Here is a 12,373-nt window from a genome sequence, read left to right as displayed (position 1 = left end):
CGCTCAGAGGTCCGTGACGATCGGTACGGCCGTACCGTCGGGAGCGAAGCTGACGAAGAACGGCTCGTAACCGGGCGCGGTGGGGTCGACCGACGGGTTGTCCTTCACGACGTACAGCGGGCCCTCCGGTGCCGTGATCGGCTGCCCGTCCGCGTCGGTGATCGTGTGTCCCGGCGTGATCGGGGTGATCGACTGGTAGAGGTTGGCGTCGATGCGGGTCGTGCCGTCCGGGAACGTGGTGAGGCCCCGCAGCTGGTAGCCCTCGGCCAGCGGCACGCCGTCGATGCGGGCGCCCTGCCAGCCGGCCTGCTGGTAGTACGCGGAGATGGCCGGCATGGCCGGGCGCAGCTTCCCGCGTTGCGCGGGGAAGCTTGCCTCGACCGTGGGCAGCAGCGGTGACATGGGGCCCTCGACGGGCTCGACGCTCGCGACGACGGCCTCGGCGGGCATGAGCCGGGCGCGGGGGAGTTCCTCGTCCTCCTCGCCGGGGCGTACGGACTTGTAGGCCCGCCTCGGCTCGAGGCGGCTGAGCCGGCCCTCGGGCGGGACGAAGCGGCCCTCGCCGGCGGTCCGGAAGACGGGCTGGGACGCCTCCAGCTCGGTGTTGGGCGCGCGGTTGCTGACGACCCTCGCGTTGAGCCGTGTCCGCGCGAGCCGCGGTGTCTCGCCCTCCTGCAGTGCCTCGCGGCGGTTGAAGACGCCCTGCGGCAGGTTGTCGAAGTTGCCGGCGAGGTAGTGGCCCATCTCGGCGGCTTCCTCGTCGGTCTTGCGGTACAGGTGGCCGCTCTGGCGCAGCCCCTCGGAGGTGTAGGTGAGAGTGCCCTTGACGCTGCCGATGATCCCGTCGAGGGCGTCGAGGCCCTCGAGGAACCTCTGCGAGAACGCCTGACCCATGTCGTCGTCGCCCCAGCTCTTCCCGTACCGGCTGCGCAGCTGCTCGAGCTGGGTGATGTAGCCCTCGTACAGGGCGCCGTGCTCGGCGTACGAGTCGCCGAGCTGGACGACGCCCTCGGGATCGACCCACATCTGGCCGCGGGGTTCGCCGCTCATCGTTCGGCTCGGCCCAGGTTGAGGAACTCGCGCACGCTCGTGGCCATCCGCGGCTCGGCCGGCAGGAACATGTCGGCGCCGGCGGTGCCGCGGGCCAGCTGCTGCGCGTCCATGCCCTCCGGGAGTACGGGTGCCAGCAGCTCGGCGGTCTGCTGCACGACCTGCTCCTTGGCCTCCGCGTACGTCTGCAGGATGACGGCGGTCAGCTCGGCCGGGGTGAGCCGCTTGTACGCGCCGGTCGGGAACGTGACGTCGGTGAGCGTGCCGTTCTGCCCGACCGTCACGGTGACCTCGCGCCGGGGCGACGTGGCGGAGACCGAGATCTCGCGCATCTTCTGCTGCATCGTGGTCAGGCTCGAGCGCTGCCGCTCGTACTCCTCGAACAGGTGCTCGATGCGTTGGTTGAAGTCCATCAGCCCGGTCTCCCTTCCCCTCGGCCGATCCCAGTAGAGGGCGGCGTCCGGGCGCGTACCAAGGGATCGGCGAGAGACGGGGACGAAAGTGCAGGCGTTCTTCCCGAGCTCTCCGCCGGTACCCGGGGCGGGTGGGTCGAAGAAGGCAGATCGGGGACGACGTTCGGACATCCGCGGCGTTCCGCCTTGCCCTCACCCGTCGACATCCATCAACACTCTTTTCTGCGAACGCCGGATCGCGCGACCGCGTCCGGCGTCGTCCCTCCAAGCCGAGCACGACGAAAGGAGTGTCGCTGTGACCATGCCAGTGGTGCAGACAACCGAACAGGGCATGCAGGCGGCAGCCCAGGAATTCTCGAACCGGGTGACCCAGTTCAACGGCAATCTGCAGAGCGTCAACTCGCAGATGGCGGCGCTGCAGGCCACCTGGACCGGTGACGCGTCCAAGGGCTTCAACAACGCCATGGACAGCTGGGAGCGCTCCTTCCAGAAGGTCATCAACGAGCTCATCACCATGCTCGACGTGATGGGCGTGACCACGAAGGGCTACCGCGAGGCGGAGAACACCGCCGCGTCCGCGGCCCAGTCCTTCGCCTCGGCGCTGCCGGGCGTCTGACGATCCCGCTGCCCCCTCGACTTCTCAGAAAGGAACGCGGTGTCCAACTACCGTTTCGACTTCAGCACGGCTGACGCCACGCTGTTCGACATGAACAAGATCAACAACGACATCAAGACGGCGCTGGGCGACATGGAGCGCTACGTCGAGAAGTCGCTGCAGGACTGGACCGGTGACGCGCGGACCCAGTACCACGTCTCGAAGGCCGCCTGGAACCAGGCCGCCAACGAGATGACCGTGTACCTGGAGCAGGCCCGGGTGACGCTGCTGCAGATCTCGGACAACTACGGCACCACCGAGCAGCGGCACGCGGCCATCTGGAACGACGTCCGCGGCGGCTGACCCCGCCGCCGGCTGCCGTGTCCGATCGGCGCGGTGGCCGGCAGTCCCGCCGGCCCGGAGTCATGACCCGGGCCGTCGGCGTCTGTCCCCTCCAGGTAAGCGCCCGAGAAAGGCCGTGCGCCATGTCCATCGATTTCAACACCCCCACCGACGAGTCGATCGAGGCCGTCGGAATTCTCGACAAGTGGAACCAGGACCACCACAAGCCGGATAACTGGATCCAGAACCTGGTCGACCGCGTCCAGGCCGACATTCAGCGGAACCAGCCCAGCAATCCGAACTACCCGAACCGGTTCAACTTCGAGGGCTACACGCAGGAGGAAAAGGACGCCTACAACTACTACAAGAACGAGGTCATCGAGACCGAGCACTGGAAGAAGATCGTCGCGGACTACCAGAAGAAATCCGCGAACAAGGACAGCGTCGAGTACGAGCACAAGCCCGGCGACGGCAACAACTACGGCGTCAACGGCGATTCCGGTTTCGTGCCGCCCGTCGTGCACGAGTGGAGCGACTCGCAGAAGCAGGGCAACGGCGTGGCCGTGAACACCCAGGCGCTGCAGCACTTCGTCAAGCAGCTCGAGGCGATCGAGCCGGACGGCACCGGCGGGCTCGCCTGGAAGGCCCGCAGCGAGATCGAGAAGGTCAACCTCAAGCCTGGCGGCTTCGCGAAGGCCGAGCTGCTGCGCCGCAAGATCCAGGGTACCGGCGGCAACGACGACGGCCTGCGCGGCGACACGATGGAACTGCTCATGACGGTGCATCAGGCGATCTACAACCTGCGCAGGAACCTCACCGCCATGATCAAGGAATACGAGACCGGCGAAGAGCTCAACAAGATGACCGGTGACCAGCTGACCGAGGCCATGGAGACCGCCTGGGCCGAGATCGCGAAGCTGAAGAACAACGGCACGGGCAGCTCCACCGACCTTCCCCAGGGCACCCCCGACCCCCAGTTCAACACCTGACGGCCGGCGCCGTCCCCGCCCCACGCACGTAGTCCTATCTGGAGGAGAAGCTCCCGCCATGCCCGAGGATCCGAAGAAGGAGAATTGGCAGAGGGACGTCGACCCGGCTGCCACCTTCATGCAGGCGCAGATCGACGTCTCCGACCTCGAGGACTACAAGAAGTGGGTGCACGAGGACCCGCCCGGCTGGCGCAAGATCAAGGCGTCGGTGAACGGGGGCTCCGCGCTGGGCAACGACGACGCCCGGGCGCTGGCCAAGTCGCTCGTGGATCCGCAGTCGCTGGCCGACGCGTCGGGGGCGTTCCAGCTGGCGTACCAGACGCTGAGCTGGCTCGAGAACATGCTGCGGGACCACTCCCACGCCATCGCGGGCAAGGACAAGGCCTGGCAGGGGCAGGCGGCCGACGCGTTCCTGGCCAAGATGGACTACTTCGCCGAGTTCCTCGGCAACCAGGCCGAGCACATCGCCGGCGCGGACGGCACCAACGGCACCCAGTCGGTGCCCAACCAGCTGTGGAACAGCGCCCGCTACCTCGCCTGGGCCCAGGATGCGATCAACAAGCTCGATGTGGCGTGGGCGCAGATCGCCGCGGCCGACGGCGCGCCGTCGGGCAGCAACGGGATCGCCATCAGCAAGACCCGGTTCGCCAAGCCGATGACCGAGCAGATGGCCCAGGTCGTCGACCAGCTCGCCACGCAGTACCAGATGACGTACAGCGCGGTGACGCCGCCGACCGGTACCGGCGATCCGAAGATCACGACCGGCCCGATACCGACGAACAACTTCAACCTCACCTCGATCACCCCGCCGAACCTCACCACGCTGAGCCCGCCACCGTTGCCCACCCCGCCGGGCAACAACCTGACGCCGCCGGGGAACAACCTCACCCCGCCGGGGAACAACCTGACCCCGCCGGGCAACAACCTCACGCCACCGGGCAACGACCTCACCCCGCCGGGGAACAACCTGACCCCGCCCGGCAACAACCTCACCCCGCCGGCGGTGGACGGACCCCCCGGTCTGGACAACCCGAACGGCGGCCCGAAGGACGTCAACCCGCCCGGCGTGGACGGGCCCCCCGATGTGTCGGCGCTGGGCGGCGGCCCGGACAACCTCACCGCGCCCGATGTGGAGGGTCCGCCCGGACTGGACGGCCCGGGCAACGGACCCGGCGACTTCGAGACCCCGCAGGTCGACGGCCCGCCCGGTACCGGCAACGGTCCCGGCTTCGTGCCACCGGTGGTGCCGCCGGGCCCCGGCGCACTCGGCGCCGACGACCGTGACCGCCCCGGAGCCGGCCTGGGCGACGTGCCGAAATCGCCCGGTGCGGGCGGCGCCGGTGACGTCAACCCACCCTCGGTGCCGAAGGCGCCCGGCCTGAACGACCTGCCCGGTGCCGGCGGCGTCGGCGGGGGCGGCCCCGGTGCCGGCGGGATCGGCGACGTGAACCCGCCGACGATTCCGAGCGCGCCGGGCGCGTCCGACGCGTTCGGCCCCGGCGTCAACGCCCCGGGCACGGGCGGCGGCATGCCGTTCATGCCCGGCGGGGGCCCGGCCGGTAGCGGCATGGGCGGGGGTTCCGGCGCGGGGATCCCGGAGCGGCCGGACGCCTCCGGTCTGCTCGGCGGCGACGAGAACGACTGGACCCCCGGCACGGGCGCGGTCGACGTGCCGGACGCGCCGGGCGGTGCCAATCCGGGTGGTGCTGGGCTGGGTGGGATTCCGCCGATGCCGGGGATGCCGGGTGGTGGCCCGGCCGGCGGTGGCGGCGGCGCCGGCATCCCGGAGCGCCCGGATGCGTCCGGTCTGGTCGGTGGTGAGCCGTCGGATTGGGAGTCGCCGGGTACGGGTGTGGACATTCCGGATGCGCCGAGTGGCGCGAATCCGGGTGGTGCTGGGCTGGGTGGGATTCCGCCGATGCCGGGGATGCCGGGTGGTGGTCCGGCGGGTGGTGGTGCCGGTAACGGGTTGCCGGAGCGGCCGGATGCGTCCGGGTTGGTCGATGGGGATCCGGCGCAGTGGCAGCCGGGCGAGGCTGCCGGTGTCCCGGATGCGCCGGGCGGTGCGGTGCCGGGTGGTGCTGGGCTGGGTGGGATTCCGCCGATGCCGGGGATGCCGGGTGGTGGTCCGGCGGGTGGTGGTGCCGGCGGTGGCCTGCCGGAGCGGCCCGATGCGTCCGGGTTGGTCGATGGGGATCCGGCGCAGTGGCAGCCGGGCGAGGCTGCCGGTGTCCCGGATGCGCCGGGCGGTGCGGTGCCGGGTGGTGCTGGGCTGGGTGGGATTCCGCCGATGCCGGGGATGCCGGGTGGTGGTCCGGCGGGTGGTGGTGCCGGCGGTGGCCTGCCGGAGCGGCCCGATGCGTCCGGGTTGGTCGATGGGGATCCGGCGCAGTGGCAGCCGGGCGAGGCTGCCGGTGTCCCGGATGCGCCGGGCGGTGCGGTGCCGGGTGGTGCTGGGCTGGGTGGGATTCCGCCGATGCCGGGGATGCCGGGTGGTGGTCCGGCGGGTGGTGGTGCCGGCGGTGGCCTGCCGGAGCGGCCCGATGCGTCCGGGTTGGTCGATGGGGATCCGGCGCAGTGGCAGCCCGGCGATGCGGACGGCGTGCCCGATGCGCCCGCCGGGAGCGCCCCCGGCGGCATGGGCCTCGCCGGTGGGCCGTCCGCGCCGGTGGAGAGCCCGGCGGACCCCGGGACGCTTGCTCCGGGCGTACCGATGATGCCTGGTTTTCCCGGCGCGGCCGGCGGCGCCGGACCGCAGGAGAAGGAAGCGGAACGCCCCGACTCCGCCGGACTCGTCGACGGCGACCCGCAGGAGTGGGACTCGGGCGGTGCCGGCGACGAACCCGGTGCGCCGCAGGGTGCCGCTCCCGGCGGGGCCGGCCTGGGCGCCGTGCCGCCGCCACCGGTGGACCCGGCGACCGGCTGGCACGAGGGCGTGACGGTACCCGGGGTGGGGATCCCGCCGGTCCTGCCCGGTGTGCCCGAGCCGGAGGACCGCGACCCGGCGCAACGCCCGGACGCCGCGGAGCTGCTGACCGAGGAGGAGCCGGCCTGGACCGGCGAACGGTCCGGCGATCCGGCGGAACCCGGCGAGCCGGCCGACGACCGGGTACCCGTGCTGCGCGCCGACGACGGCAACGGCGACCGGTCCGCGTGGGACGACACCGGCCAGTCCTGGTGGCTGTACGGCGACGGGCACGAGCGTGAGGGAAGGCTGACCGATGCGTGACCACGAGCCCGGTGCGACGCCGGCGCTGCCGGTGTGGCGGCGCAACCGCTCCGCGACCGCCCCGATGGTCGAGGAGAACGAGGTCCCGATGCAGTGCGGCGGGCCGGACCTGACGCTCGCCGAGACCGAGGCGTACCTCCAGGAGCGTGAGGAGCAGCGTAAGCGCGAGAAGGAGGAGGCCGAGGCCCGGGAGCGGGAGGAGGCCGAGGAACGGCAGGCGGCTCGGCATCCGTCGCTGGGCGCGGCCGAGGAACGCGAGGAGGAGGACGAGGACCGGATCGCCGAGCGCTACCGCAACGACCGCTACTCGGTGAAGCTCCTGCGCCAGGACGAGTCCGTCTGGGGCGGCGGCGGCGCGGACAGCGGGATGCTCGGATGAGTACGGTCACCGTCAAGCGACCGCCGCGGGCGGCCGGCCCCGAGGCGCCCGACGGCGAGATCGAGCTGCAGGAGCCGCCGCTGATGGCGGAGGAGGCGCCGCTCGACTTCCGCTCCTTCGCGATGATCGTGCCGATGGGCCTCGGCATGGGCGCCATGATGGCGATGTTCGGCCTCTACAGCCGGGCCCCGATCATGTACGTGATGGGCGGCGCGATGGCCGTCGGCATGCTGCTGATGGGCGTCATGCAGATCGGCAAGGCGGCCTCCGACCGCAAGCGCAAGATGCGCGGCGAGCGCCGGGACTTCCTGCGGTACATCGCCCAGCTGCGCAAGCAGGCCCGGGCGGCGGCCGACCAGCAGCGCCAGTGCGTGCTCTGGAACAACCCCCAGCCGGAGTGGCTGTGGTCGGTCGCGATGAGCTCCCGGCTGTGGGAGCGGCGGCCCAGCCACGACGACTTCGGCCGGGTCCGCATCGGGCTCGGCCGGCAGGGCGCGATGCTGCGGTTCCTGCCGCCGCAGACCAAGCCCATCGAGGACCTGGAGCCGCTGGCCTCGATCTCGCTGCGCCGGTTCTCCGAGGCGTACCGGACGGTGTCGGGCATTCCGGTCTCCGTGGGCCTGCGCAGCTTCACCTCGATCGAGCTCGAGGGCGACGCCGACGCGGCGGTGGACCTGGTCCGGGCGATGGTGGCGCAGCTGGTCACCTTCCACGCCCCCGACGACCTGCGGGTGGCCGTGCTGGCCCCCGAGGTGCACCGCGGCAACTGGGACTGGATCAAGTGGCTGCCGCACAACGCCCACCCGACCGCCTTCGACGCCGCGGGACCCGTACGCCTCTTCGCCGGCACCCACGACGAGCTGATGGACCTGCTCGGGCCGGAGGTGACCGACCGGGGTGACCACGACCGGTCCACCCGGCCGTCGTCCACCGAGCCGTTCGTGGTGATCGTCGCGCACCTGGCGGACCTGCCGGACAGCTCGCGGCTGCTCGGCGCGGGGCTGCGCAACGTGGTGCTGCTGGACCTCACCGGCGCCATGCCCGGCGGCCCCAAGGTGCTGCGCCTGACCGTGAAGGACGACGTCGTCGAGTTCCCGGCCGGCGAGACGGTGGGTTCCGCCGTCCGCGACGCCCTCGGCGTGGTGCCGGCCGAGTCGCTGGCCCGGCTGGTCGCGCCGAAGCGCACCAGCGGCACGCTCGACGTGGTCGAGGAGCCACTGGAGACCAGCTTCGACCTGACCACATTGCTCGGGATCCGCGACGCCAACACGTTCGACGTCCAGCAGCTGTGGCGGTCGCGGCTGCCGCAGCGCAACCGGCTGCAGGTGCCGATCGGCGTGACCGAGGACGGCGAGGTCATCGAGCTCGACCTGAAGGAGTCCGCGCAGGGCGGCATGGGCCCGCACGGCCTGCTCATCGGCGCGACCGGTTCCGGCAAGAGCGAGCTGCTGCGGACGCTGGTCTGCGCGCTCGCCGCCACCCACAGCTCCGAGATCCTCAACCTGGTCCTCGTCGACTTCAAGGGCGGCGCGACCTTCATCGGCATGGAGAAGCTGCCGCACACCTCGGCGGTCATCACGAACCTCGCCGACGAGCTGCCGCTGGTCGACCGTATGCAGGACGCGCTCAACGGCGAGATGACCCGGCGCCAGGAGATGCTGCGGGCCAGCGGGTACGCCTCACTGTTCGACTACGAGAAGGCCCGCGCGAACGGCGCTCAGCTGGTGCCGTTCCCGGTGCTGCTCATCATCGTCGACGAGTTCAGCGAGCTGTTGAGCAGCAAGGGCGAGTTCATGGACCTGTTCGTCTCGATCGGCCGGCTGGGCCGCAGCCTCGGCGTGCACCTGCTGCTCGCCTCCCAGCGCCTGGACGAGGGGCGGATCAACCGGGTCGAGGGGCACCTGTCGTACCGGCTGGCGCTGCGGACGTTCTCCTCGATGGAGTCCCGGGCGGTCATCGGCGTGGGCAAGGCGTACGAGCTGCCGCCCGAGCCCGGCAACGGCTACCTCAAGGTCGACACCACGAACCTCGTACGGTTCAAGTCGGCGTACGTCTCCGGCCCGTACACGGGCAAGGGTCTGATCGGCGGGGCTGAGGCGGGCGACGAGCCCGCCGTGGTCGAGGAGATCGTGCCCTTCACCACCCGCCAGGTCGCGGTCCGGCACGACCCGGGCCGGGTACGCCCCGCCGACACCCCGGCGGAGGACGAGCCCGCGCCCGAGACGGCGTCCGGTCCCAGCCTCGTCGAGGTGCTGCTCAACCGGCTCGCCGGATCCGGGCCGCCGGCCCGGCAGGTGTGGCTGCCGCCGCTGTCGTCCGCGCCGAGCCTCGACTCGCTGCTGCCCAGCGTGGTCCCCGACCCGGTGCGTGGCATGACCGTCGCGGACCCGGCCGCCCAGGGCCGCCTGCGGGTGCCCGTCGGCATCGTCGACCGGCCGCAGGAACAGCTGCGCGAGCTGCTCACAGTGGACCTCGGCGGCGCGGACGGCCACGTCGGCATCGCCGGTGCCCCGCAGAGCGGCAAGTCGACCCTGCTGCGCAGCCTCGTGCTGTCGCTCGCGCTGACGAACACCCCGCAGGAGGTGCAGTTCTACGGGCTGGACTTCGGCGGTGGCGGCCTGGCCTCGATCGCCGGCCTGCCGCACGTCGGCTCGATCGCGACGCGCATGGAACGCGACCGCGTGGTGCGGACGCTCGAGGAGGTGCTCCAGGTGATGGAGCGCCGGGAGGCCGAGTTCGCCGGGCGCGGGCTGGACTCCATGACGTCGTACCTGGCGGCGCGGGCCCGCGGCGAGATCGACGACCCGTTCGGCCACGTGTTCCTCGTCGTGGACGGCTGGTACACGATGAAGCAGGACTTCATGGACCTGGACACGAAGTTCCAGGAGATCGCCTCGCGCGGGCTGTCGTTCGGGGTCCACGTCATCGTCACCGCCACCCGCTGGTCGGAGATGCGGACCTGGCTGCGCGACCTCATGGGCACCAAGCTGGAGCTGCGGCTCGGCGACCCGATGGAGTCCGATGTCGGCTCCCGCAAGGCCGCGACCGTGCCGAACCAGGCCGGCCGCGGGCTCACCGGCGACGGGCTGCACTTCCTCGGCGCGCTGCCGCGCACCGACGGCAGCTCGGAGACCGGCGACCTGGCCGAGGCCACCAAGGCGGTGGTCGAGGAGATCGGCACGTTCTGGACCGGTGCGCCGGCTCGGGCCGTACGGATGCTGCCGACCCGCCTGCCCGCCGAGCGGCTCCCGGACCCGCAGCCGGAGTTCAAGGTCTGCATCGGCCAGGACGAGCAGCGGCTCGAGCCGGTCTGGCACGACTTCATGGTCACGCCGCACATGCTCGTGTTCGGTGACAGCGAGACCGGCAAGACGAACATGCTGCGGCTGGTGCTGCGCGCCATCCAGCGGCACTACTCGCCGGAGCAGGCGAAGGTCGTGCTCGGTGACTCCCGGCGCGACCTGGACACCGCCATTCCGGCGGCGTACCAGGTGGGGTCCGGCATCACCGGCGACGCGCTGTACGAGCTCGCCGGCCAGGCCTCCGTCTCGATGAACCGGCGGGTGCCCGGCGCGGAGATCTCGTCGGAGCGGATGCGCCGGCGCGACTGGTGGGAAGGGCCCGAGCTGTTCGTCGTCGTCGACGACTACGACCTGATGACCAAGGGCATCGGGGTCGGCTCGAGCCTGGAGCCGCTGCTCCCGCTGCTGGCCCAGGGTGTCTCCATCGGACTGCACGTGATCGTCGCGCGCAGCACCTCCAGCGCGATGCGGGCCATGATGGACCCCGTCGTGCGCCGCATCTGGGAGCTGGGCAACCCGGCGACCCTGTTCTCGTACCCGAAGGAAGAGGGCAAGTTCCTCGGCGAGGCGCCCCCGCGCCGGCTGCCGGCGGGCCGTGCCCAGCTCGTCACCCGTCGCGGCGTGAAGCTGATGCAGACGGGCCTCGTCAGCGAAGGGAGCCGCGGGTGACCACGGCCACGACCGGCGAGCTCTGCCGGATCACCGTCATCGGACCGGAGCGCAAGGTCGACCTGGCGGTGCCGTCGACCACCACGGTCGCCGCGCTGCTGCCCGTCCTGCTGCACCACACCACCGCGGGCCGCCGGCCCGACGCGGACACCCCGGAAGGCGCCTGGGTGCTGCAGCGGCTCGGGCAGCCGCCGTTCGAACTGACCGGTACGCCGGAGAGCCTCGACTGGCTCGAGGGCGAGGAGCTGTACCTGCGCCAGGCCGAGGACCCGCTGCCGGAGCTCGACTTCGACGACCTGGCCGAGGGCGTCGCCACGGTGGTGAACCGGCGCGACGACCGGTGGCAGCCCGAGTACCGCCGGGTGCTGTTCCTCCTGCTCTCGGTCGTCGCCATGGGTGCCACCGCGGCCGTGCTCGTCGACCGGGGGCCGGTGCTCCCGCAGGTCGTCGCCGCCGGGGTGCTCGCCGCCGTCTTCTTCACCTCCGCGCTCGTGGCGGGGCGCAGGCTGACCGACGGGGCGTTCGCGCTGCTGTTCAGCTCGGCGGCGAGCGGGTTCGCCGCGCTGGCCGCCTCCAGCGCGGTCGACGGGGATCCCGAAGGCATCGCCTGGACCGGTCCCGCCGTGCTCGCCGGCTCGGTGGCGTGCGTCGTGGTGGTCGCGTTGCTGCTGCTCCTGCAGCGTACGGTGATCCCGGGCCTGCCCTTCGCCTCGCTGCTGGTGGTGGGCGTGACCGGGCTCGTGGTCATCGGGGTGCTGCTGCTGCGCACCGGCTCGGCGATGACGACGCAGCGCACCGCCGCCACCGCGGTCGCCCTCGTCTTCGCGGTCATCGTGCTGGCGCCCCGGGTGGCGGTGAAGCTGTCCCGGCTGCGGGGCCCGCAACTGCCCAAGACCGGTGAGGACATGTCGTACGACATCGAGCCGGTCCCCTCCGACCAGGTCCGGGAACGGGCCGACCACGCGGACACGTACCTGACCGTGGCGATGTGCTCGTCGGCGTTCGTGCTGCCGGTCATGTTCTTCTTCACCATGCAGGTGGCGGGGTGGTCGGGCTGGACGCTGGTGCTGGTGGTATCCAGTGCAATCCTGTTGCGCGCCCGTACCTTCTTCGGTCTGTGGCAACGGATCGCGCTCGTCGTCGCCGGTACCGTCGGCTACCTCATGGTCATCATGAAATTCTCCGATCTGCTGACGCCGGGCTGGCGGTACGCGCTGCTGGGCGGCCTGCTCGCGGCGATCGTCCCGCTCGTGCTGGCCGCGCTGCGCCCGTGGCCGCGCCGGCTGCTGCCGTTCTGGGAGTACTCGGCCACGTTCCTCGACGTCGCGACGGGCGTGGCGGTCCTGCCGGTGCTGGCGCAGGTCATGGGCACGTACGCGTGGGCCCGCGGGCTGTTCGGGTAGGC

The 12,373-nt window shown here is 71.6% G+C and carries 9 protein-coding genes; 7 read left to right on the top strand and 2 right to left on the bottom strand.

Annotation, left to right across the window (positions count from 1 at the left end; all coding sequences use genetic code 11):
• Window positions 1-3 precede the first annotated feature (3 nt).
• Together COUCH_RS37145 and COUCH_RS37140 are read right to left on the bottom strand one after the other, a co-directional pair.
• Window positions 4-1,050, bottom strand: coding sequence for a hypothetical protein (locus COUCH_RS37145; RefSeq protein ID WP_249609802.1), 1,047 nt, complete (start codon window positions 1,048-1,050; stop codon window positions 4-6).
• On the bottom strand, window positions 1,047-1,463 hold the full coding sequence (locus tag COUCH_RS37140) for a YbaB/EbfC family nucleoid-associated protein (RefSeq protein ID WP_249609801.1): 417 nt from the start codon (window positions 1,461-1,463) through the stop codon (window positions 1,047-1,049). The genes COUCH_RS37145 and COUCH_RS37140 overlap by 4 nt, the downstream gene beginning before the upstream one ends.
• A 295-nt stretch (window positions 1,464-1,758) precedes the next feature.
• Between COUCH_RS37140 and COUCH_RS37135 the strand changes: the two genes are divergently transcribed.
• The 7 genes from COUCH_RS37135 (at window position 1,759) to eccD (ending at window position 12,371) form a co-directional block, all read left to right on the top strand.
• Entirely contained in the window at window positions 1,759-2,079 is a 321-nt protein-coding gene (locus COUCH_RS37135; protein WP_346015959.1) for a WXG100 family type VII secretion target, read from the top strand.
• A 39-nt stretch (window positions 2,080-2,118) separates the two neighbouring features.
• Window positions 2,119-2,421 carry a WXG100 family type VII secretion target gene (locus COUCH_RS37130; RefSeq protein WP_249609800.1) on the top strand — a complete coding sequence of 101 codons (303 nt, stop codon included), beginning with the start codon at window positions 2,119-2,121 and terminating at the stop codon, window positions 2,419-2,421.
• Window positions 2,422-2,543: 122 nt separating this feature from the next.
• A complete protein-coding gene (locus tag COUCH_RS37125) occupies window positions 2,544-3,389 on the top strand; it encodes a hypothetical protein (RefSeq protein WP_249609799.1) in 846 nt (281 codons plus the stop codon).
• 58 nt (window positions 3,390-3,447) lie between these two features.
• Window positions 3,448-6,618, top strand: a complete 3,171-nt coding sequence (locus COUCH_RS37120) for a hypothetical protein (protein WP_249609798.1) — start codon at window positions 3,448-3,450, stop codon at window positions 6,616-6,618.
• Complete coding sequence (locus COUCH_RS37115) at window positions 6,611-6,997, top strand: hypothetical protein (RefSeq protein ID WP_249609797.1); 387 nt, start codon at window positions 6,611-6,613, stop codon at window positions 6,995-6,997. The genes COUCH_RS37120 and COUCH_RS37115 overlap by 8 nt, the downstream gene beginning before the upstream one ends.
• Entirely contained in the window at window positions 6,994-10,968 is a 3,975-nt protein-coding gene (eccCa, locus tag COUCH_RS37110; RefSeq protein ID WP_249609796.1) for a type VII secretion protein EccCa, read from the top strand. Before COUCH_RS37115 ends, eccCa begins: the two co-directional genes overlap by 4 nt.
• Window positions 10,965-12,371 carry a type VII secretion integral membrane protein EccD gene (gene eccD, locus COUCH_RS37105; protein WP_249609795.1) on the top strand — a complete coding sequence of 469 codons (1,407 nt, stop codon included), beginning with the start codon at window positions 10,965-10,967 and terminating at the stop codon, window positions 12,369-12,371. Before eccCa ends, eccD begins: the two co-directional genes overlap by 4 nt.
• Window positions 12,372-12,373: the final 2 nt, after the last annotated feature.

This window comes from Couchioplanes caeruleus, assembly GCF_023499255.1.
Taxonomy (GTDB): Bacteria; Actinomycetota; Actinomycetes; order Mycobacteriales; family Micromonosporaceae; genus Actinoplanes; species Actinoplanes caeruleus_A.
Note: the sequence above shows the minus strand (reverse complement) of the source record. Positions and strands in the feature narration are given on the sequence as shown.

Excerpts from the sequence above, each read along its gene's own strand:
- COUCH_RS37145 (WP_249609802.1), bottom strand. The coding sequence starts at position 1,050 with ATGAGCGGCGAACCCCGCGGCCAGATGTGGGTCGATCCCGAGGGCGTC.
- COUCH_RS37140 (WP_249609801.1), bottom strand. The coding sequence starts at position 1,463 with ATGGACTTCAACCAACGCATCGAGCACCTGTTCGAGGAGTACGAGCGG.
- COUCH_RS37125 (WP_249609799.1), top strand. The coding sequence starts at position 2,544 with ATGTCCATCGATTTCAACACCCCCACCGACGAGTCGATCGAGGCCGTC.
- COUCH_RS37120 (WP_249609798.1), top strand. The coding sequence starts at position 3,448 with ATGCCCGAGGATCCGAAGAAGGAGAATTGGCAGAGGGACGTCGACCCG.
- COUCH_RS37115 (WP_249609797.1), top strand. The coding sequence starts at position 6,611 with ATGCGTGACCACGAGCCCGGTGCGACGCCGGCGCTGCCGGTGTGGCGG.
- eccCa (WP_249609796.1), top strand. The coding sequence starts at position 6,994 with ATGAGTACGGTCACCGTCAAGCGACCGCCGCGGGCGGCCGGCCCCGAG.